The organism is Halomonas borealis (genome assembly GCF_004798905.1).
Classification (GTDB): domain Bacteria; phylum Pseudomonadota; class Gammaproteobacteria; order Pseudomonadales; family Halomonadaceae; genus Halomonas; species Halomonas borealis.
The window spans coordinates 55564-74622 of record NZ_SDMO01000011.1; the positions used below are offsets into that span (position 1 = coordinate 55564).

At 68.6% G+C, this 19059-nt stretch carries 22 protein-coding genes; 15 read left to right on the top strand and 7 right to left on the bottom strand.

What is annotated here, in order from left to right:
* Nucleotides 1-61: 61 nt before the first annotated feature.
* Nucleotides 62-862 carry a TlpA family protein disulfide reductase gene (locus ETC07_RS11630; RefSeq protein WP_136248689.1) on the bottom strand — a complete coding sequence of 267 codons (801 nt, stop codon included), beginning with the start codon at nucleotides 860-862 and terminating at the stop codon, nucleotides 62-64.
* A 166-nt stretch (nucleotides 863-1028) separates the two neighbouring features.
* On the opposite strand from ETC07_RS11630, the gene ETC07_RS11635 reads away from it, so the two are divergent.
* The 14 genes from ETC07_RS11635 to phnP all read left to right on the top strand — a co-directional run bounded on the left by ETC07_RS11635 (nucleotide 1029) and on the right by phnP (nucleotide 12152).
* Entirely contained in the window at nucleotides 1029-1259 is a 231-nt protein-coding gene (locus tag ETC07_RS11635; RefSeq protein ID WP_136248690.1) for a hypothetical protein, read from the top strand.
* A 285-nt stretch (nucleotides 1260-1544) separates the two neighbouring features.
* A complete protein-coding gene (phnC, locus tag ETC07_RS11640) occupies nucleotides 1545-2372 on the top strand; it encodes a phosphonate ABC transporter ATP-binding protein (RefSeq protein ID WP_136248691.1) in 828 nt (275 codons plus the stop codon).
* Nucleotides 2373-2405: 33 nt separating this feature from the next.
* Entirely contained in the window at nucleotides 2406-3413 is a 1008-nt protein-coding gene (gene phnD, locus ETC07_RS11645) for a phosphonate ABC transporter substrate-binding protein (protein WP_136248692.1), read from the top strand.
* A 55-nt stretch (nucleotides 3414-3468) separates the two neighbouring features.
* Complete coding sequence (gene phnE, locus ETC07_RS11650; RefSeq protein WP_136248693.1) at nucleotides 3469-4260, top strand: phosphonate ABC transporter, permease protein PhnE; 792 nt, start codon at nucleotides 3469-3471, stop codon at nucleotides 4258-4260.
* 45 nt (nucleotides 4261-4305) lie between these two features.
* Entirely contained in the window at nucleotides 4306-5067 is a 762-nt protein-coding gene (phnF, locus tag ETC07_RS11655) for a phosphonate metabolism transcriptional regulator PhnF (RefSeq protein WP_136248694.1), read from the top strand.
* A complete protein-coding gene (gene phnG / locus ETC07_RS11660) occupies nucleotides 5064-5519 on the top strand; it encodes a phosphonate C-P lyase system protein PhnG (RefSeq protein ID WP_136248695.1) in 456 nt (151 codons plus the stop codon). The genes phnF and phnG overlap by 4 nt, the downstream gene beginning before the upstream one ends.
* Nucleotides 5520-5521: 2 nt before the next feature.
* Nucleotides 5522-6160, top strand: coding sequence for a phosphonate C-P lyase system protein PhnH (gene phnH, locus ETC07_RS11665; RefSeq protein ID WP_136248696.1), 639 nt, complete (start codon nucleotides 5522-5524; stop codon nucleotides 6158-6160).
* Nucleotides 6145-7314 carry a carbon-phosphorus lyase complex subunit gene (locus ETC07_RS11670; RefSeq protein WP_136248697.1) on the top strand — a complete coding sequence of 390 codons (1170 nt, stop codon included), beginning with the start codon at nucleotides 6145-6147 and terminating at the stop codon, nucleotides 7312-7314. Before phnH ends, ETC07_RS11670 begins: the two co-directional genes overlap by 16 nt.
* Entirely contained in the window at nucleotides 7311-8144 is an 834-nt protein-coding gene (locus ETC07_RS11675) for an alpha-D-ribose 1-methylphosphonate 5-phosphate C-P-lyase PhnJ (protein WP_136248698.1), read from the top strand. Before ETC07_RS11670 ends, ETC07_RS11675 begins: the two co-directional genes overlap by 4 nt.
* Nucleotides 8141-8959, top strand: a complete 819-nt coding sequence (phnK, locus tag ETC07_RS11680) for a phosphonate C-P lyase system protein PhnK (RefSeq protein WP_136248699.1) — start codon at nucleotides 8141-8143, stop codon at nucleotides 8957-8959. The genes ETC07_RS11675 and phnK overlap by 4 nt, the downstream gene beginning before the upstream one ends.
* 10 nt (nucleotides 8960-8969) lie before the next feature.
* The gene (gene phnL / locus ETC07_RS11685) at nucleotides 8970-9716 is read left to right on the top strand and encodes a phosphonate C-P lyase system protein PhnL (protein WP_136248700.1); all 747 of its coding nucleotides are present in this window, start codon (nucleotides 8970-8972) and stop codon (nucleotides 9714-9716) included.
* Nucleotides 9716-10864, top strand: a complete 1149-nt coding sequence (locus ETC07_RS11690) for an alpha-D-ribose 1-methylphosphonate 5-triphosphate diphosphatase (RefSeq protein WP_136248701.1) — start codon at nucleotides 9716-9718, stop codon at nucleotides 10862-10864. The genes phnL and ETC07_RS11690 overlap by 1 nt, the downstream gene beginning before the upstream one ends.
* Nucleotides 10864-11406 (top strand): ribose 1,5-bisphosphokinase, encoded by a 543-nt coding sequence (gene phnN / locus ETC07_RS11695; protein ID WP_136248702.1) that lies wholly within the window; start codon nucleotides 10864-10866, stop codon nucleotides 11404-11406. Before ETC07_RS11690 ends, phnN begins: the two co-directional genes overlap by 1 nt.
* Entirely contained in the window at nucleotides 11403-12152 is a 750-nt protein-coding gene (phnP, locus tag ETC07_RS11700) for a phosphonate metabolism protein PhnP (protein ID WP_136248703.1), read from the top strand. Before phnN ends, phnP begins: the two co-directional genes overlap by 4 nt.
* A 66-nt stretch (nucleotides 12153-12218) precedes the next feature.
* On the opposite strand, the gene ETC07_RS11705 is transcribed toward phnP, so the two are convergent.
* From ETC07_RS11705 to aptA, 5 genes are all read right to left on the bottom strand, one after another.
* Complete coding sequence (locus tag ETC07_RS11705) at nucleotides 12219-12740, bottom strand: hypothetical protein (protein ID WP_136248704.1); 522 nt, start codon at nucleotides 12738-12740, stop codon at nucleotides 12219-12221.
* Nucleotides 12737-14299, bottom strand: coding sequence for a sodium/proline symporter (locus tag ETC07_RS11710; protein ID WP_205742546.1), 1563 nt, complete (start codon nucleotides 14297-14299; stop codon nucleotides 12737-12739). Before ETC07_RS11710 ends, ETC07_RS11705 begins: the two co-directional genes overlap by 4 nt.
* Before the next feature lie 74 nt (nucleotides 14300-14373).
* Entirely contained in the window at nucleotides 14374-14505 is a 132-nt protein-coding gene (locus ETC07_RS16000) for a hypothetical protein (protein WP_276605509.1), read from the bottom strand.
* Nucleotides 14506-14576: 71 nt separating this feature from the next.
* Complete coding sequence (locus tag ETC07_RS11715) at nucleotides 14577-16067, bottom strand: CoA-acylating methylmalonate-semialdehyde dehydrogenase (protein WP_136248705.1); 1491 nt, start codon at nucleotides 16065-16067, stop codon at nucleotides 14577-14579.
* Between the two features lie 128 nt (nucleotides 16068-16195).
* Nucleotides 16196-17539: an omega-aminotransferase AptA gene (gene aptA, locus ETC07_RS11720; protein WP_136248706.1), complete on the bottom strand. Its 1344-nt coding sequence runs from the start codon at nucleotides 17537-17539 to the stop codon at nucleotides 16196-16198.
* A gap of 170 nt (nucleotides 17540-17709) precedes the next feature.
* Here aptA and ETC07_RS11725 point away from each other — a divergent pair, with 170 nt between their 5' ends.
* On the top strand, nucleotides 17710-18630 hold the full coding sequence (locus tag ETC07_RS11725) for a LysR family transcriptional regulator (RefSeq protein ID WP_136248707.1): 921 nt from the start codon (nucleotides 17710-17712) through the stop codon (nucleotides 18628-18630).
* A 28-nt stretch (nucleotides 18631-18658) separates the two neighbouring features.
* Here the strand turns inward: ETC07_RS11725 and ETC07_RS11730 are convergent, their stop codons facing one another.
* Complete coding sequence (locus ETC07_RS11730) at nucleotides 18659-19045, bottom strand: RidA family protein (protein ID WP_136248708.1); 387 nt, start codon at nucleotides 19043-19045, stop codon at nucleotides 18659-18661.
* Nucleotides 19046-19059 lie beyond the last annotated feature (14 nt).

A 19059-nucleotide genomic window follows, 5' to 3' on the forward strand; every position in this document is an offset into this window, starting at 1 on the left:
CGGTATATTACAGCAATCCCCGGCGCGGCTTAAGGGCCTTCCCGAGGTTTGGGCGTGTCGATCACTCGTCGCCCAGCCAGTCGTCCAGCGTGGCTCGGGTCAGCTCGCCGACGTGGCGCTCGCGGGTGCGGCCCTCGGCGTCGAACAACAGGGTGGTAGGCAGCCCCGGGGCATCGCTTTCCACCATCAGCGATTGGCGCGGGTCGAGCAGGGGATGTTCGAACTCGAGCCCTCGGGCGTCGAGGTAGCGCGCCACCGGCAGCAGGTCCTCGCCCTGATTGGCGATCACCACGGTGACATCGTCGCGGGCGTCGGCCTCGGCGAGCAGCGGCAGTTCGCGCCGGCAGGGTGGGCACCAGGTCGCCCACAGGTTGACGATGAGGGTCTGGCCGGTGAGATCGGCCAGGTCGACGGTCTCGCCCTCCAGGTTCTCGAGGCTCAGCTCGGGCAGGGCGCGGGGCGTCATGCCGCTGCCCAGCGGCGACCAGCTCATCAGCCCGAGCCACAGCAGCGCGGCTCCCAGGGTGAGGCCCAGGGCGCGGAGCATGATGCCCAGGCGATCGCGCAGCTGCCAGGCGCTCCAGGCCAGTGCCGCGGCGAGGCCGAACGGGGCGTGATAGCCCGGCAGCCAGAACTTCAGTGCGTCCAGCGGGTCCGCCTGGTAGGCGGGCAGGTTCAAGGCCACGTGAGCGAGCCGAGCGCCCACGATCCAGGCGATGATCAGCCCATTGAACCAGCGGGTATGGCGACCGCGGGGCAGGCCCAGCAGCCAGGCGCTGGCGGCGAGCAACAGCAGGGCGCAGGCGAGGGCATAGAGGCGCGATAGAGGGACCAGTACGGGCCCCAGAGCGATGGCGTCCATGGCGTGGCGGGGTCTCTCGGAACGGGGTCGGCGCGTGGCGCCGGACCGGGTAAACTGAGCGGATTCTCTGCGCCAAGCCTACTGTCGGTGGGCGGGGCTGTCATCCAGCAACCTGCCGGTCCGAGCGTTCGGCGTCACGCCCGGCAGGCTGCCAGCGGGAGCATTCATGACACGACCGTCCTTCGATACCCTGCGAGCCCTGGCGATCACCAGCCAGGCCCTGGGCTTCATCCTCATTCTGACCCTGGAAACCGTCATGGGTGATGCCGCTCGCCCCTGGCAGGGCGGCGTCCTGGCCGCGATGGTGGTGGCCGCGCTGTGGATCGCCGTGGTGCGACGCTACCGGCGCAACAAGGCACGCAAGGCCCGGGCGCGACGTCTGACCGACGAGGGCTGATCCCGAGGCCGCCCGGATCGCTGCCGAAGCTCGCGTCAGGGTCGGGGCCTTCTGGCAGGCGATCGCCATGGCCCGTTGCCGCCTCGATTGTGACACTCGGGTGTCGGCCAGGTGACGGGCTTAAGGCGGAATCCCCTACCCTTATGATTTTGAACGACTTTCTGACCGAAAGAGGCGGGTGGCGCCGGGCCGGGTGCCGCACAATGTCACCGTATCGACATTGTCTAGACAAGTCCCCTTCATCTTGAGCCGCGACACTGATGCCATTCCAAGAGGAGAGGCGTCATGTCGATTCCCAGTATCGTTGTCGAGCGGCTGAGCAAGACCTTCGGGCAGTATCCCGTGCTGCGCGACATCGATTTCACGATTCATGCCGGCGAGATGGTCGCTCTGATCGGGCCCTCCGGTTCCGGAAAATCCACCCTGCTGCGCCACCTGATCGGCCTCACCCGGGGCGATAGACGCGGCGCCAGCCGCGTCCGGCTGCAGGGCTGCGAGGTCCAGGCCGCGGGCCGTCTCGCCCGGGCCTCCCGCCAGCAGCGTTGCCGTACCGGCTACATCTTCCAGCAGTTCAACCTGGTGGGACGCCTGAGCGTGCTTACCAACGTGCTGATCGGCCGCCTGGGTTGCATGCCCCGGGGGCGTGCCCTGCTCGGCCGCTTCACGCCCGAGGAGCGCGCCATGGCGCGCCGCGCCCTGGCTCGAGTGGGCCTGGAGGCGCTGGCCGATCAACGCGCCAACACCCTGTCCGGCGGCCAGATGCAGCGGGTCGCCATCGCTCGGGTGCTGATGCAGGACACCGACGTCATCCTGGCCGACGAACCTATCGCCTCGCTGGACCCGCGCAGCGCCCGGGAGGTGATGCAGATCCTCGAGCGTATCAACGTCGAAGACGGCCGCACCGTGGTGGTCACTCTGCATCAGGTGGAGGTCGCCCGGAGCTTCTGTCGGCGCGCCATCGCCCTCAAGGGAGGGCGCCTCTACTTCGATGGCCCCATCGGCGAGCTCACCGATACCCGCCTCACCTCGCTCTACGAAAATGCCGGGCTCGATGAGCTCAGGACCCGTACCCCGAGCATCGACCTGGCGGCGCCCGTCGGCGCTCTGGGCTGATTCCCGCAAGGCTTCATCACCGAGGATATACCCATGTCGTTCACATCCTTCCGTCGCCTGACCCTGCCGCTGGTCGCCGCCGCCAGCCTGGCCGCCAGCCCCTTCGTCGTCGCCGAGGAACCGCTCAAGTTCGGCATCATCTCCACCGAGTCGAGCCAGAACCAGGCGCCGCTCTGGGTCCCCTTCCTGGAGGATCTGTCCGAGGCCCTGGAGCGTGAGGTCGAGCCCTTCTTCGCCACCGACTATGCCGCGGTCATCCAGGCCATGCGCTTCGACCAGATCGATGTGGCCTGGTACGGCAACAAGTCCGCCATGGAGGCCGTGGACCGCGCCGGCGGCGAGATATTTGCCCAGACCGTGGCCGCCAACGGCGCCCCGGGTTACTGGAGCTTGATGATCACCCAGCAGGACAGCGAACTGGAGAGCGTCGAGGACGTGCTGGCCCAAGCCTCCGAGCTGGTGTTCGGCAACGGCGACCCCAATTCCACCTCCGGCTTCCTGGTGCCGGGCTACTACGTCTTCGCTCAGAACGGCGTCGATCCCGCCCGCGCCTTCAAGCGCACCCTTAACTCCAGCCACGAGACCAACGCCCTGTCGGTGGCCAACGGCCAGGTGGACGTCGCCACCTTCAACACCGAGGGAATGGAGCGTCTGGAAGAGATTCATCCGGACAAGGCCGAGCAGATCAAGGTGATCTGGCAGTCGCCGCTGATCCCCTCCGACCCGCTGGTATGGCGCGAGAACCTGTCCGGCGAGCTCAAGGACGAGTTGCGCGACTTCTTCTATGCCTACGGCGAGACCGAGGCCGAGCAGGCGGTTCTCGAGCCGCTGCAGTGGTCCGGCTTCGCGATGTCCAGCAACGATCAGCTGTTGCCCATCCGCCAGCTCGAGCTGTTCAAGCAACGCGCCCAGGTCGAGGCCGACGAGAGCCTGTCCGTCGCCGAGCGTGAGGCCGAACTGGCCGATCTCGACGCGCGGCTAGACGAGCTGAATGCCCGCCTCGAGGCGGTTGAGACCGAGGCCACCGCCCAGGCCAGCTGAGCCGATCCACAGGAGCGGGAGGGGCGAGCCGCCCCTCCCTCTGGAGCCAAGTACCATGAGTCAATCTTCCACCCTCGATACCGCTGCGGCCGGCAAGCGCGGCTGGACCACGCTGCTGGGCTGGGCGGTCGCCTTGGGCGTGCTTTCCTGGGCCTGGCAGGGCGCCGAGATGCGGCCCGGCCTGCTGGTCACCAACGCCGACAACATGGCCGACCTGGCCGGTGATTTCTTCCCACTGGCCCTCGGCAACCTGGGGCACTACGTCGATCAGATGCTGGTCACCGTGCAGATCGCCATCTGGGGCACCCTGCTGGCGGTGCTGGTGGCGATACCGGCCAGCCTGCTGTCCTCCGAGAACCTCACGCCCTGGTGGGTCCATCATCCGATGCGTCGGCTGATGGACGCCTGCCGCGCCATCAACGAGCTGGTGTTCGCCATGCTGTTCGTGGTCGCGGTGGGGCTGGGGCCCTTCGCCGGCACCCTGGCGCTGTTCATCCACACCACCGGCGTGCTCGCCAAGCTGTTCTCCGAGGCCGTGGAGGCCAGTGAGGCCGGCCCCATGGAGGGTATCCGGGTCACCGGCGCGGGGCGCATCGAGGAGATCATCTTCGGGCTGATCCCCCAGGTGCTGCCGTTGTGGATCTCGGTGAGCCTGTATCGCTTCGAGTCCAACATCCGCTCGGCCACCGTGCTCGGCATGGTCGGTGGCGGCGGCATCGGCGTGGCGCTATGGGAAACCATGCGCGGTTTCCAGTACCAGGAAACGGCCACCATCATGCTGGTGATCATCGTCGCGGTGACCCTGCTCGACATGGCCTCCCAGCGCGTGCGCAAGCGCTTCATCTGACCCGATTGCCGACGCTTCTAGGGAAGCGTCTTGCCAGGAGGCGAGATGTCTAGACAACGTTCCGCGACCGGCGCCCCCCCGCCCCGCTACCGCACCCTGGCCGACACCCTGGCCCGGGAGGTGCGCACCGACTACGGCCCTGGCGACCTGCTGCCCGCCGAATCCCGGCTGGCCACGCGCTTCGCCGTCAATCGCCACACCGTGCGCCGGGCCCTGGACGAGCTGGTTGCCGCCGGCATGGTCACCCGCCACCAGGGACTTGGCACTCAGGTCGTCGACCGCCGCCTGGACTACGCCGTCAACGCCGCTAGCAAGGTCACCCACAACCTGGCTGAGCAGGGCCTGGCCACCGAGACCCGCTGCCTGAACCAGGGGCTCGACGAGGCGCCCGATGCGATCGCCCGGCGCTTCGCCCGAGCCGCCGGCGAGCCCCTGCTCTGCGTGGAGACGCTGCGCCGGGTCGACGGCTCCCCGTTGCTGCGGCTGCGCCATTGGTTCGATCCGGCGCGGGTGCCGGGCTGGGTCGACCGTTATCGCGGCGGCTCCACCCGGGTGCTACTCGAGCGGCACTACGGCCTGCGCCTGCAGCGTCGCCGGGTGCGCCTCGAGGCGTTCTCGGCCGACCCCGAGGACAGTCGCCTGTTGCAGTGCCCCCACCGGGCGCCGCTGATGGCGCTGACCAGCGACAACGTCGACGCGGCCGGCCGCCTGGTGGAGGTCTCGGTCGGCCGCGCCCGGGCCGACCGCCTGGCCTATCACATCGACTTCGATCACTCCCTGACGGACCCCGACGAGGTGTTCCCATGAATCAGACCCATCTGCCCCAGACCCCGACCCAGCGTCAGCGCCTGCTGGCCCTGACCTCCCGCGAACGCTTGGAAGAAGGCTGGGCCGAGCTGGCCCTCCCCGTGGACCACCGCTGCGTGCGTGGCCCCGAGACCGGCATGGCCATGGTGCGAGGCCGCATGGGCGGTACCGGCAACGCCTTCAACCTCGGCGAGATGACCCTGAGCCGGGCCAGCGTGGTGCTCGACGATGGCGCCCCGCTGGGCCACGGCTGGGTGGCCGGCCGTGACCATCGCCATGCCGAACTGATCGCCCTGGTCGACGCCTGTGCCCATCGCCCCGAGTGGGCCGAGCGCATCGACGCCGAGCTGATGGGCCCCCTGGCCCGGGAACTGGACGCGGCCCGCGAGCAGGACTCGCGCACCGCGGCGGCGACCCGGGTGGACTTCTTCACGATGGTACGAGGCGAATGACGATGCGCTGGCAAGCCTTTTCCGATCCCGTCCAGGACGGGCAACGCCACTTCCGGCAGGTGCTCGCGGCCATGGCCGAGCCGGGCACCCTGCATGACGCCGCCGCCCCGGCGGTGCCCGAGGACGCGGCCATCGCCCCGGCCCTGTGGGCGACCCTGCTGTCGCTGTGCGACCTGGACACCTCGCTGTGGATCGCCCCGGGCCTCGAGGCCGGCGGCCTGGCCGATGCGGTGACCTTCCACACCGGCTGCCGGCTGGCCTCGGCACCCGACGAGGCCGACTTCGCCCTGGTCACCCCGGGCGTGCTGGCTGGTCCAGGCCGAGATTCCACCCCGGCCTTCGCCGAGGGCAGCGACGCCTACCCCGACCGAGGGTCCACCCTGCTGGTGGTTCTCGACACCCTGGCCGAGGGCGGTCACTGGCGGCTGGCCGGGCCTGGCATCCCCGATTCTAGAGACCTGGACGTGGGCGAGGCGACGCCGTTGATGACGCGCCTGGCCGCCAACCAGGTCCGTTTCCCGCGCGGGCTGGACGCCATCCTCGGCTGTGGCGAGCGTCTGGTGGCGATTCCCCGCAGCACACGCATCGAGGCTTCCGTTTCCGCTACCCCCGAGGAGGATCGCGCATGTACGTCGCAGTGAAAGGCGGCGAGCAGGCCATCGCCAACGCCCACCGCTGGCTGGCGGATCGCCGCCGCGGCGACCGTGACCGGGACGAGCTCTCGGTGGCCCAACTCGCCGATCAGATGAACCTGGCCGTGGACCGGGTGATGGCCGAGGCCTCGCTCTTTGATCCCGAGCTCGCCGCTCTGGCCCTCAAGCAGGCCAGCGGCGACCTGGTCGAGGCGGTGTTCCTGCTGCGTGCCTATCGCACCACACTGCCGCGGCTGGCCGAGACGCTGCCGCTGGACACCGGTGCCATACGGCTCGAGCGGCGTGTCAGCGCCACCTACAAGGACGTTCCCGGTGGCCAGGTGCTCGGCCCGACCTACGACTACACCCATCGGCTGCTGGACTTCCTGCAACTGGCCGATGGCGAAGTGCCCGCGCCGGCGCGTACCGAGCAGGCCCTCGAGGCCTGCCCGCCGATCCTTGACCAGCTTGACGCCGAGGGACTGATCGAACGCGAGACCGATGACGGTGCCGCGCCCTACGACATCACCCGGGACCCGCCCGACTTCCCGGTCGATCGCGCCACCCGCCTGCAGATGCTGGCCCGGGGCGACGAGGGTTACTTGCTGGCGCTGAGCTATTCGACCCAGCGCGGCTATGGCCGCAACCATCCCTTCGCCGGCGAGATCCGCATCGGCATGCTGGAGGTGGAGATCGCCGTGGAGGAGTGCGATGCGCCGGTGTGCATCGGCGAGATCGCGGTCAGCGAGTGCCAGATGATCAACCAGTTCGCCGGCTCCCGTGAGCTGGCCCCCCAGTTCACCCGCGGCTACGGCCTGGCGTTCGGCCGCAATGAGCGCAAGACCATGGCCATGGCGCTGGTCGACCGGGCGCTGCGCGCCGAGGAGCTGGGCGAGCCGGTGGCGAGCCCCGCCCAGCAGCCCGAGTTCGTGCTGGCGCATGCCGACAGCGTCGAGGCTGCGGGCTTCGTCTCTCACCTCAAGCTGCCTCACTACGTGGACTTCCAGTCCGAACTGGAGCTGCTCCGCCGGCTGCGTCGTGCCCACGCCCAGCCCCCAACCGACGACGCCGAGGGGGGAGGCCAGGCGACCGATGACGGAAGCAAGGAACCGGCACCGGCGGCCCCCCAGGCCTCTAGAGAAACCGAGCAGGTGGCCCCATGAACGGTTATAACTTCGCCTATCTCGACGAACAGACCAAGCGCATGATCCGTCGCGGCCTGCTCAAGGCGGTGGCCATTCCCGGCTACCAGGTGCCCTTCGGCGGCCGTGAGATGCCCATGCCCTACGGCTGGGGCACCGGCGGCATGCAGCTGACCGCCAGCATCCTCGGCCAGGACGACGTGCTCAAGGTGATCGACCAGGGGGCCGACGACACCACCAATGCGGTGAGCATCCGCGCCTTCTTCGAGCGCGTGGCCGGTGTCGATACCACCACCGCCACCACCGAGGCTGACGTCATCCAGACCCGCCACCGGATCCCAGAGACGCCGCTTGCGGCCGGCCAGATCCTGGTCTTCCAGGTGCCGATCCCCGAGCCGCTGCGCTTCATCGAGCCGAGCGAGGAGGAGACCCGAGTGATGCACGCCCTGGAGGAGTACGGGGTGATGCACGTCAAGCTCTACGAGGACATCGCTCGTCATGGCCACATCGCCACCACCTACGCCTACCCGGTGAAGGTCGACGGCCGCTACGTGGCCGACCCCTCGCCGATCCCCAAGTTCGACAACCCCAAGCTGCACATGAGTGATGCGCTGATGCTGTTCGGTGCCGGGCGCGAGAAGCGTCTATACGCTATTCCTCCCCACACCCGGGTCGAGAGCCTGGACTTCGAGGACCATCCCTTCGAGGTCCAGGAGTGGGGCGAATCCTGTGCGCTGTGCGGCGCCCGGGACAGTTTCCTCGACGAGGTGATCACCGATGACCAGGGCGGGCGCATGTTCGTCTGCTCGGATACCGACTACTGCCAGCGTCGTCAGGAGGAAGTGGCATGAAGCGTCCGCAACTGGAGCGCCCTGGCCTGTTGGAGGCCCGCGACGTCACCCGGCTCTATGGGCCCGGCAAGGGCTGCGAGGGCATCGACTTCCGCCTGCACGAGGGCGAGGTGCTAGGCATCGTCGGCGAGTCGGGGTCCGGAAAGTCGACCCTGCTGCGCACCCTGTCCGGTATGGAGACGCCTGATGCCGGCCGGGTCATCTATCACTCCTCCGTCGACCGAGGCCACGACGGGGCGGCTCAAGACGGCGAGCTCGACCTCTACGCCATCGGTGAGGCCCGACGCCGCGCCCTGCTGCGCATGGAGTGGGGACTGGTCCACCAGAACCCCCGCGACGGCCTGCGCCTCGGCGTATCCGCCGGCGCCAATATCGGCGAGCGGCTGATGGCCCTGGGCGAGCGCCACTACGGCCAGTTGCGGGCCGCCGGCCAGGACTGGATGGGCCGGGTCGAGCTCGATCCGGGGCGCATCGACGACGCCCCCCAACACTTCTCCGGCGGCATGCAGCAGCGCCTGCAAATCGCCCGCACCCTGGTCACCCGGCCGCGGCTGGTGTTCATGGACGAGCCCACCGGGGGCCTGGACGTCTCGGTGCAGGCGCGGCTGCTCGACATGCTGCGCACCCTGGTCCGCGAGCTGGGGTTGTCTGTGGTGCTGGTGACCCACGACCTGGCGGTGGCACGGCTGCTCGCCGACCGGCTGATGGTGATGCGCCGCGGCCGGGTGGTGGAAGCCGGCCTGACCGACCAGATCCTCGACGACCCGCAGCACGCCTACACCCAGCTGCTGGTGTCGTCGGTGCTGACGCCCTGAGGAGTTCGAGATGACCGCCATGAACCAACCCTTCCTGAGCGTCGAATCGCTCGACAAGACCTTCGTGATCCACGGCCAAGGCGGGATGCGCCTGGAGGTGATGCACGATCTATCGCTGACCCTCGCCCCCGGCGAGTGCCTGGTGCTGGCCGGGCGCAGCGGTATCGGCAAGAGCACCCTGCTGAAGATGCTCCACGGCAGCTACCGGGTCTCCGGTGGACGGCTGAGACTGCACTTCGAGGACGGTGAGCTGGAGCTCGCCGACCTGCCAGCCCAGGCCTGGCCGGCGCTGCGTCGCGAGGTGGTTGGCTACGTCAGCCAGTTCCTGCGCGTGGTGCCCCGGGTACCCACGGTGGAGGTGGTGATGGAGCCGCTGCTGGCTCGCGGCGTCGACCCCGCCGAGGCCCGCCCCCGGGCCGAGGCCTTGCTGGCCCGACTCAACCTGCCCGAGCGGTTGTGGTCGCTGCCTCCGGGCACCTTCTCCGGCGGCGAGCAACAGCGGGTCAACATCGCCCGGGGCTTCATCGCCGAGCACCCGCTGTTGCTGCTCGACGAGCCCACCGCCTCGCTGGACGCCGCCAATCGTGACGTGGTCGTCGAGCTGATCCGCGAGGCCAAGGCCCGCGGCACCGCCATGCTCGGTATCTTCCACGACGAGGACGTGCGCGAGCGGGTCGCCGACCGCCTGCTGCCCCTGGACCGCCATATGCTGGCCCGCGCCAGCGCCCCCCTGACCGATGCCCCGGAGATGCCGTGATGACCGCTCCCGAACAGATCCTGACCAACGCTCGCCTGGTGCTCGACGACGAGGTCGTGACCGGCAGCCTGGCGATCCGCGATGGCCTCATCGCCGCCGTCGACGACGGCCCGAGCCGCTCCACCGCGGCCATCGACTGCGCCGGCGACTACCTGTTGCCGGGGCTCATCGAGCTGCACACCGATAACATGGAGAAGTACTTCCAGCCCCGGCCTAGGGTGGCCTGGCCGGGGCGCCAGGCGGCCCTGGCCCACGATGCCCAGATGGCCGCCAGCGGCATCACCACGGTGTTCGATGCGGTGTCGATCGGCGACGTGGACGAGCAGAGCATGCGCCACGGGGCGCTGCACGAGATGGTCGACGCCCTGGGGGGCATCGTCGACGATGGCCTGGCCCGGGTCGACCATCGCCTGCACCTGCGTTGCGAGGTCAGCCACCCGGAGACCCTGACGCGCTTCGAGGCGCTGGCCGATACCCCGCTGTTGGGCCTGGTCTCGCTGATGGACCATGCCCCCGGGCAGCGCCAGTTCGCTAGCCTCGATGCCTATCGCACCTACTACCAGGGCAAGTACAGCCTCGACGACCGGGCCCTGGAGGCCTTCATCGCCAAGCAGTTGTCCAACAGCGAGCGCTACAGCGGCGAGCACCGCCGTGCCATCGCCGAGCGCAGCCGGGCGCTGGGCCTGGCGCTCGCCAGCCACGATGACGCCACCGTCGCTCACGTGGCGGAGAGCCGTGAGTACGGCACCCGGGTGGCCGAGTTCCCGACCACCCATGAGGCCGCCGAGGCCTCTCACCGCCAGGGCATGGCGGTGATGATGGGCGCTCCCAACGTGGTGCGCGGCGGCTCGCACTCCGGCAACATCGCCGCCGCCGAGCTGGTATGCCTCGGCGTGCTCGACATCCTCTCCTCGGACTACTATCCGGCGGCGTTGCTCGACGCGGTCTTCCGCATCGCCGACATGCCGGGCGGCTACTCATTGGCCCGCGCCGTGGCCACCGCGACCCGCCAACCGGCAGAGGCCGTGGGCCTCGCCGACCGGGGCCGGCTGGCCGAGGGGCTGCGCGCCGACCTGCTGAGGGTGCGCCGGGTCGACGGCCACCCCCTGGTGCAGCGGGTGTGGAGCGCCGGCAGGCAGGTGCACTGATGGGTCGCCTGGTCTATGTGATGGGGGCCAGCGGCGTGGGCAAGGATTCCCTGCTCGACGCCGCCCGGGCTCGACATCCCGATTGGTTGGTGGCGCACCGTTACGTGACCCGCGACAGCGGGGCGTCCGAGAATTCCGTGGCGCTCAGCGCCGCGGAGTTCGCCTCGCGTCGACGGTCGGGACTCTTCTGCCTGACCTGGCGGGCCCATGGCCTGGACTATGGGCTCGGCATCGAGCTCGAGGCCTGGCTATCCCGCGGTCGGGCGGTGCTGGTCAACGGCAGCCGCCGGGCCTTGCCCGACGCCCGTGCGCGCTTCGGGGATGCCCTGCTGCCGGTGCTGGTCACCGCCCCGGAGGCGGCGATCGCGGCGCGACTTCGGCAGCGTGGCCGCGAGGACGAGGCCGCAATCGCCGCGCGGCTGGCACGTCACCGCGAACTGGCCGCGGCGCTGCCCGAGGTGGCCCGGGTCGACAATGGCGGCACGCTGGCCGAGACGTTGTCCGGGTTGCGTGCGTTGCTCGATGAGGAGTGCCGGGCATGAACTTTCGTTTCGTGGGCAGCGGCGACAGCGCCCAGGTACCGCGCTTCGGCTGCGATTGCCCGGCCTGTGCCCGGGCCAGGGTGCTGAGCAGCCATCGCCGTGGGCCCTGCTGCGCCGAGGTGCGGCTCGACGGACGGCGCTACTTGCTCGACGCCGGACGCATGGACCTGGCCGAAAGCTGCGAGGCCGAGCGCCCCGCGGCCATCCTGCTGACCCACTACCATGCCGACCACGTCCAGGGGCTCTTCCATCTGCGCTGGGGCACCGGCGAATCGATCCCGGTGCATGGCCCCAAGGATGCCCAGGGCTGCGCGGATCTTTACCGCAACGCCGGGATCCTCGATTTCCGACCGGGCCTCAAGCCCTTCCGGGCGCTCGAGCTCGGGGGCCTGACGGTGACGCCGGTGCCACTCAATCACAGCAAGCCGACCCTGGGGTTCTGCTTGGATGACGGCGACGCCCGGCTGGCTTATCTCACCGACACGCTGGGCCTGCCCGGCGAGACCGAGCGCTTCCTGCGCGACTGGGCGCCCGACGTGGTGGTGCTCGATGCCACCCACCCCTCGACTCACCCGGCGCCGAGCAACCATAACGACCTGAGCCTGGCACTGCAGATCCTCGAACGCCTGGGGGCGCCGCAGGCCTACCTGACCCACATCGGCCACGAGCTCGATGCCGAGCTGATGGCGGGCGGCCTGGCGCTGCCGGCCGGGGTCGAGGTCGCCCACGACGGCTTGACGCTCTAGGTTGGGCGTAATGGGTTGGGCGGGGTGGAGGAGAGGCGAGGGACAACGGGGCGCCGGAAGCGCCCCTTACAGCAGGTAGTAACCGCCGTTGAGGGCGTCGATCAGCAGCTCGAGCTCGCCGTGCCGGGCATGGTGGGCGGTGACGCGCCACAGCGGCTTGCGCACGGTGTCGCAGCGCGCAAGCTCGAGGCCCGTGGCGCTTCGCCGCTTCAGGCGGTGGCGGCGCACCTGCATGACGTGCTGGCGCGCCTTGCGCTCCAGTGGCGGCGTGTCGAGTGCGGCGTGGGGGAGGTCGGCCGTGGCCAGCGGCTCGCCGAATTCGATCCCCTCGCAGGTGGTGCTGACGCCCTGGCAGCGGTCCACCAGGCAACTCATCCACTCCTGGCGCTGCCGCCCGAGGCGGCGCGTCTCCCAGCGGTACAGACAGAGCAGGTAGGGGAAGCCGACGGCCCGCACCTCGCCTAGGCTCAGGGCGGGATCGATCGTCGTCAACCGCCGCGCCAGGCCATCTTGGGGCAGCCGGGCGTGCAGCCAGGCCTCCTCCTGGGCGACCGAGGGGCGGGCGGCCTCGTCGCGGGTCGCGATCATGTCGTGCGCTCCTGGGTCTTGAGGGTCAGCGCCTCGTGGGCCATCTCGAAGCTCTGCTGGGCCTTGAGCGGGCGTGGCAAGGGGCGAAGCTCGGCGGTCTCGGCCATCGCCTGCAGGACATGCTCGGGCACCGGGTGGCTGGCCTGGGTGAGCAGGCTGACCACGACCATCGACAGGCTGGAGAGGACCACGCCGGCCAGCATCGGATGCAGGCCCGTCACCTGGTCCAACGCCAGGTACTGCCAGCCGAAAGCCACCAGGGTGCCGACGATCATCGAGGTCAGAGCGCCCGGCGTATTGGCCTTTCTCCACCACACGGCGGCGACGTAGGACGGCAGGAAGGCGCTGCCCAGCACCGAGGTGGTGAAGACGACGATGGAGAAGACCGCCGGCGGCTCGAACAGCGCCACGATCCCGCAGGCCAGGCCCAGCAGCAGCACGATGCCCTGGGAGACCCGCACCATCTGCTTCTCTTCCATGTTCGGATTGATGAAGCGCTCGTAGAGGTCGCGGGCGGCGATGCTGCCGGTCTGCAGCAGGATCGAGTCGGCCGTGGACATGATCGCCGCCATGATCGCGGCCATCACGATGCCCACCACCGCGGCAGGCAGCAGGGCCTGGGCCAGGGCGAAGATAGCCTGCTCGGGATCGTCGAGCTCCGGGAGCACCAGGATCGCCAGGGTACCGAGGATATAGGGGGCGCTGACGAAGACCAGGTTCCAGAGCGTGGAGTAGACGCCGGCACGGCGGGCGTGGAAGGGGTTGCGCATCGCCATGTGGCGGGTCACCACGTGGGGCCAGCCCATGTAGCCGATCGAGAAGATCAACAGCGCCCCCATCACGATGCCCCACTGTCCTTCGTAGGCGAGGTCGCGGCCCCAGACGCTGAGCAGCGTCGGGTCCAGCGCCGCCAGTGCTTGGTTGGCGGCGGTCAGGCCGCCGACCTCCTGCAGGGTGGCGACGAGGATCCAGATGATGCCGATGATCATCACGAAGCTCTGCACCAGGTCGGTGTAGGCCACCGCGCCGTAGCCGCCCATCAGGGTGTAGGCAAGGATGACCGACACGGCGATGGCCAGCGCGAGTTCGTAGGGCAGGCCGGTCACCAGCTCCAGGCCCTTGCCGCCGGCGATGAACTGGGCCAGCACGTAGGCCCCCAGCAGGAAGACGGAGAGCCCGGCGGCGATCAGCCGGATCCACTTGCTGGGGTAGCGCTTCTCGAGGTACTCGATGGAGGTCAGTGCGCCCATGATCTGGGAGAGCTTGCGCATCCGGCGTCCGAGCACCGAGAGATTGACCACGCCGCCGCCGATGTCACCGGCGGCATACCAGAACCCGTAGTACCCCTGGGTATAGCCCAGGGAGCCGGCCCCGAGGAACATGTAGCCGCTCATTGAGGTGGATTGCATGGTCATGGCGGTGACCAGCGGGCCGACGTTGCGCCCGCTGAGGTAGTAGCCTTCCATGCTGCTGGAGCCGCCTCGCCGCATGGAGATCACCCCCACTGCCAGCATGGCGAGGAAGTAGAGTCCCAGAAACAGTAATACCGTCGTGTTCACACCTTTCTCCTTGCACCCAGGTTGTTGTTGTGTGCCGTCGTCGTGAGAGATCCGCGGCGATCGAGCGCCTCGCGTCAGGCGTCGTCCTTCGGGTGGTTGAGGCCGGGCCAGTTGCGGGTCACCCAGAGGAAGCCCAGGGTATAGAGCAGCCAGAACGCCGGGGCGCCGACGACCAGCCAGGTGGTGGATACGGGTAAGCCAAACATCGTTTTCTCCCATGCTTGTTGTTGATGTTGTCGAGTTGGCGTCGACCCCGCCGAGGCGGGGTCGCGATCCCTCAGGAGGGGAAGGAGAACTGCGCCCCCTCGCGCACTCCAGCCGACGGCCAGCGCTGGGTGACGGTCTTGCGCTTGGTGTAGAAGCGCACCGCATCCGGGCCGTAGGCGGAGAGGTCACCGAACAGCGAGCGCTTCCAGCCGCCGAAGCTGTGGTAGGACACCGGCACTGGCAGCGGCACGTTGATGCCGACCATGCCCACCTGGATGTGGTCGCTGAAGTAGCGGGCCGCCTCGCCGTCGCGGGTGTAGATGCAGGTGCCGTTGCCGTACTCGTGGTCGTCGATCAGTTGCATGGCGGCTTCCATGGAGTCGACGCGCACCACCAGCAGTACCGGCCCGAAGATCTCCTCCAGATAGCAGGTCATGTCCGGGGTTACGCGGTCGATCAGGGTGCCGCCCACAAAGAAGCCATTCTCGAAGCCCGGTACTTGCACGCCACGGCCGTCGACCACGATCTCGGCGCCCTCGGCCTCGGCGCTGGAGATATAGCCGCAGACCTTCTCCTGGTGGGCTCGGGTGATCACCGGGCCGAAGTCGTTCTCGGCGTCATGGAAGGGGCCGACCCTGAGGGTCTGCATCTGCGATTGCATCTTGGCGATCAGGGCGTCGGCGGCCGCGTCGCCTACGGCGACGGCCACGGAGAGCGCCATGCAGCGCTCGCCGGAGGAACCGAAGGCGGCGCCGTTCAGCGAGTTGACGACGTTGTCCATGTCGGCGTCCGGCATCACGATGGCGTGGTTCTTGGCGCCGCCGAGCGCCTGGCAGCGCTTGCCGTTGGCGCTGGCGCGGGTGTAGATGGTTTCGGCGATCGGCGTGGAGCCGACGAAGCTGACGGCCTGGACGCGAGCATCGTCGAGCAGGGTGTCGACGGCCTCCTTGTCGCCGTTGACCACGTTCAGCACCCCGGCGGGCAGGCCGGCCTCCAGCGCCAGCTCGGCGATGAAGAGCGTGGCGGTCGGGTCGCGCTCCGAGGGCTTCAACACGAAGGTATTGCCGCAGGCGATGGCCATGGGATACATCCACAGCGGCACCATGGCCGGGAAGTTGAACGGCGTGATGCCGGCGACCACGCCCAGCGGCTGGAACTCGCTCCAGGAGTCGATGCTGGGGCCGGTGTTCTTGCTGTATTCGCCCTTGAGCAGTTCCGGGGCGCCGCAGGCGTATTCGACGTTCTCGATGCCGCGCGCGAGCTCGCCCTTGGCGTCGTGGACGATCTTGCCGTGCTCCTGGCCGATCATCCGGCAGATCTCGTCGGTGTGCTGTTCCAGCAGCGCCTTGAAGCGGTACATGATGCGCGCCCGCTTGGCGGGCGGCGTGTCGCGCCAGGCCGGGAAGGCGGCCTGGGCGGCCGCGATGGCCTGCTCGACGGTCGCCTGGCTGGCCAGGCTGACCTGGCCGGCGACCTCGCCGGTGGAGGGGTTGTAGATGTCCTGGGTGCGCCCGTCGCGGTCGACACGGGCGCCGTTGATCAGATGGCCAAGCGTGGTCATGGGTGTCCTCTCAAATGGAGTGTTGCAGGTTGCAGTCTTCAATCCAGTCGGGCGGATGTCGTTGACGGGGGCGCTCGGGGCTGACCCGTCCTCGACGCCCGCGTTGTTTGCCTGGGCGGCTACCCTGTTCAGTCCAGCTCGTTGATGGCCTCGCCCAGGACGTTGATCAGCCGGTCGATCTCCTCGCGCTCGACGATGAAGGGCAGGCCGAGCTGGATGGTGTCGCCGCCGTAGCGCACGTAGAAGCCCTTGTCCCAGCACTTCATGGCGATCTCATAGGGACGCCGGGCCGGCTCATTAGGGTAGGGCTCGATCTGCAGGGCGCCGGCGAGGCCGTAGTTGCGGATGTCGCTGATGTAGCGCGTGCCCTTGAGGGCATGCAGGGCGTCCTCAAAGATCGGGCCCATCTCGCGCACGCGCTCGATCAGTCGGTCGTTCTCGAGCACGTCCAGCGAGGCCAGGGCGGCGGCGCAGGCGACCGGGTGGCCCGAATAGGTATAGCCATGGGGCAGCTCGAGCATGTAGTCCGGGCCGCCCTGTTCCATGAAGGCCTGGTAGATCTCGCCCTTGACGATGACCCCGCCCATGGGCACCGCGCCGTTGGTCAGCTGCTTGGCGACGTTCATGATGTCCGGCACCACGCCGAATTCCTCGGCTCCGGTCATCGACCCCATGCGCCCGAAGCCGGTGATCACCTCGTCGAAGATCAACAGGATCTCGTGTTGGTCGCAGATCTCGCGCAGGCGCTTGAGATAGCCCACCGGCGGGGGGATCACCCCGGCCGAGCCGGCCAGCGGCTCGACGATTACCGCGGCGATGTTAGAGGCGTCGTGCAGCGCGATCAGCTCCAGCAGTTCCTCGGCGCGCTCGGCACCACGCTCGGGCATGCCGCGGGTGAAGGCGTTGTCCTTGAGCAGGGTATGCGGCAGGTGGTCGGCATCCACGCCCTGGCCGAACAGGGTGCGGTTGGCGCCGATGCCGCCCAGGCTGATGCCGCCGAAGTTGACGCCGTGATAGCCCTTGCGGCGGCCGATCAGCTTGGTCTTGGTCGCCTTGCCCTTCTTGCGCCAGTAGGCGCGGGCGATCTTCAGCGCGGTATCGGCGCTCTCCGAGCCCGAGCCGGTGAAGAACACGTGATCGAGTCCGCGGGGTGTCAGCTCGCGCAGGCGGTGGGCCAGCTCGAAGGCCTTGGGGTGGCCGAACTGGAAGGCCGGGGCGTAGTCCAGCTCGCCGAGCTGGCGGCTCACCGCCTCGGTGATCTCGGGGCGGCCATGGCCGGCGCCGCAGGTCCACAGGCCGGAGAGGCCATCGTAGATCCGGCGACCCTCGGCGTCGGTCAAGTAGCTACCTTGCGCGCCGGTGATGATCCGCGGGTCGCGCTTGAACTGGCGGTTGCCGGTGTAGGGCATCCAGTAGGCATCCAGCTGCGCGGCGGTCAGGCCCGCGGCCTGCAGGGGAGAACGATCTGACATGGCGATACCCTCTGTTGTCCTCGTCGTCTTGGCGACTGCGTCAATGAAGACTGGTCCAGGGATGCGGTAAGTTAAATCTAGATATCGTTAATTTCATGTCAGCATCAGGTTAACTTTCAGCGCGTCTCGGCATAGTCTGCGGGAGACACATTCCCGCGCGAGGAGACACCATGGCACGTCGCCAGGAGGCCCTGACGGGATCGCTCAGCGATGCCGACCTGCGCCTGATGAGGATCTATCGCAAGGTCGTCGAGTGTGGCGGCTTCTCCGCCGCCGAGGTGACGCTGAACATCAGCCGCGCCGCCATCAGCATGGCGATGAACGACCTGGAGACGCGGATCGGCCTGCGGCTGTGCCAGCGGGGCCGTAGTGGTTTCGCCCTGACCGACGAGGGCGCCGAGGTCTATGAGGCCACCCTGCAGCTGCTGGCGGCCACGGAGGGCTTTCGCACCCGGGTCAATGGCCTCCACGCTTGGCTCAAGGGCGAGCTCAATATCGGCATCACCGACAACCTGGTGACCATGCCGGAGATGCATATCACCGATGCCTTGAGCGCCCTCAAGGAGCGAGGCCCGGACGTGCGCATCAACATCCGCATGATACCGCCCAACGATATCGAGCTGGCGGTGCTCGATGGTCGCCTGCATACCGGCGTGGTGCCCGAGCTCAAGACCCTGCCCGGGCTGCATTACCGCTCGCTCTACGAGGAGGCCTCGCGGCTCTACTGCGCGAGTGGGCATCCATTGTTCGACGCCGAATCGGTGAGTGACGCGCAGTTGGCCCGCGCGGATGCTGTGACGCCGGCCTATGCCCAGAGCCCGGAGATCAAGGCGTTCCATGAGCCCTTGAAGGCCGCCGCTTCGGCCACGGATCGCGAGGGAATCGCCTTTCTGATCCTCTCCGGGCGCTATATCGGTTACTTGCCGACCCACTATGCCGAACGCTGGGTGAGCGATGGCAGGATGCGCGCCTTGCAGCCGGACACCTGCCACTACGTGACCCGCTACAGCGCGATCACCCGCAAGGGCGCGCCCCCCAACCGGGTGCTGGAGGGCTATCTCGAGGAGCTGGGGCGAAGGGGGGAGGGCTGAGAACGCGCCCTCCCGTCGGGAGCGGGCCTCAGGACGCGGCGGCGTCTACGGCCGCGTAGGCCAGCATCTCGATCCGCATCTCTTCCCGGGCGAAGCCGGAGACGATGATCGCCGCGCGATTGGGGTAGGGCGCGTCGATGTACTCGGCGTAGACCTTGTTGACCGTGGCCAGGTCCTCCCGGGCGGTGACGTAGATCAGCACCTGGGTGAGGGCGTCCAGGCCGGCGCCGGCCCTCTCCAGGGTGTGGGTGAGGTTGTCGAGGGTCTGGCGGGTCTGGGCCTCGATGCCGCCCTCGACCACCTGGCCATCCGTGCCGATGGGGATCTGGGCGGTGAACAGGATGCCGTTGCCGACCACGGCCCATTCCAAGGGCGCCTGGGAGGCGAAGAGGTCGGTGCTGACGGGATGAATCATGGGTGATGCCTCGT

Coding starts and splice junctions, on each gene's coding strand:
- ETC07_RS11630 (WP_136248689.1), bottom strand. CDS start 862: ATGGACGCCATCGCTCTGGGGCCCGTACTGGTCCCTCTATCGCGCCTC.
- ETC07_RS11635 (WP_136248690.1), top strand. CDS start 1,029: ATGACACGACCGTCCTTCGATACCCTGCGAGCCCTGGCGATCACCAGC.
- phnC (WP_136248691.1), top strand. CDS start 1,545: ATGTCGATTCCCAGTATCGTTGTCGAGCGGCTGAGCAAGACCTTCGGG.
- phnD (WP_136248692.1), top strand. CDS start 2,406: ATGTCGTTCACATCCTTCCGTCGCCTGACCCTGCCGCTGGTCGCCGCC.
- phnE (WP_136248693.1), top strand. CDS start 3,469: ATGAGTCAATCTTCCACCCTCGATACCGCTGCGGCCGGCAAGCGCGGC.
- phnF (WP_136248694.1), top strand. CDS start 4,306: ATGTCTAGACAACGTTCCGCGACCGGCGCCCCCCCGCCCCGCTACCGC.
- phnG (WP_136248695.1), top strand. CDS start 5,064: ATGAATCAGACCCATCTGCCCCAGACCCCGACCCAGCGTCAGCGCCTG.
- phnH (WP_136248696.1), top strand. CDS start 5,522: ATGCGCTGGCAAGCCTTTTCCGATCCCGTCCAGGACGGGCAACGCCAC.
- ETC07_RS11670 (WP_136248697.1), top strand. CDS start 6,145: ATGTACGTCGCAGTGAAAGGCGGCGAGCAGGCCATCGCCAACGCCCAC.
- ETC07_RS11675 (WP_136248698.1), top strand. CDS start 7,311: ATGAACGGTTATAACTTCGCCTATCTCGACGAACAGACCAAGCGCATG.
- phnK (WP_136248699.1), top strand. CDS start 8,141: ATGAAGCGTCCGCAACTGGAGCGCCCTGGCCTGTTGGAGGCCCGCGAC.
- phnL (WP_136248700.1), top strand. CDS start 8,970: ATGACCGCCATGAACCAACCCTTCCTGAGCGTCGAATCGCTCGACAAG.
- ETC07_RS11690 (WP_136248701.1), top strand. CDS start 9,716: ATGACCGCTCCCGAACAGATCCTGACCAACGCTCGCCTGGTGCTCGAC.
- phnN (WP_136248702.1), top strand. CDS start 10,864: ATGGGTCGCCTGGTCTATGTGATGGGGGCCAGCGGCGTGGGCAAGGAT.
- phnP (WP_136248703.1), top strand. CDS start 11,403: ATGAACTTTCGTTTCGTGGGCAGCGGCGACAGCGCCCAGGTACCGCGC.
- ETC07_RS11705 (WP_136248704.1), bottom strand. CDS start 12,740: ATGATCGCGACCCGCGACGAGGCCGCCCGCCCCTCGGTCGCCCAGGAG.
- ETC07_RS16000 (WP_276605509.1), bottom strand. CDS start 14,505: ATGTTTGGCTTACCCGTATCCACCACCTGGCTGGTCGTCGGCGCCCCG.
- ETC07_RS11715 (WP_136248705.1), bottom strand. CDS start 16,067: ATGACCACGCTTGGCCATCTGATCAACGGCGCCCGTGTCGACCGCGAC.
- aptA (WP_136248706.1), bottom strand. CDS start 17,539: ATGTCAGATCGTTCTCCCCTGCAGGCCGCGGGCCTGACCGCCGCGCAG.
- ETC07_RS11725 (WP_136248707.1), top strand. CDS start 17,710: ATGGCACGTCGCCAGGAGGCCCTGACGGGATCGCTCAGCGATGCCGAC.
- ETC07_RS11730 (WP_136248708.1), bottom strand. CDS start 19,045: ATGATTCATCCCGTCAGCACCGACCTCTTCGCCTCCCAGGCGCCCTTG.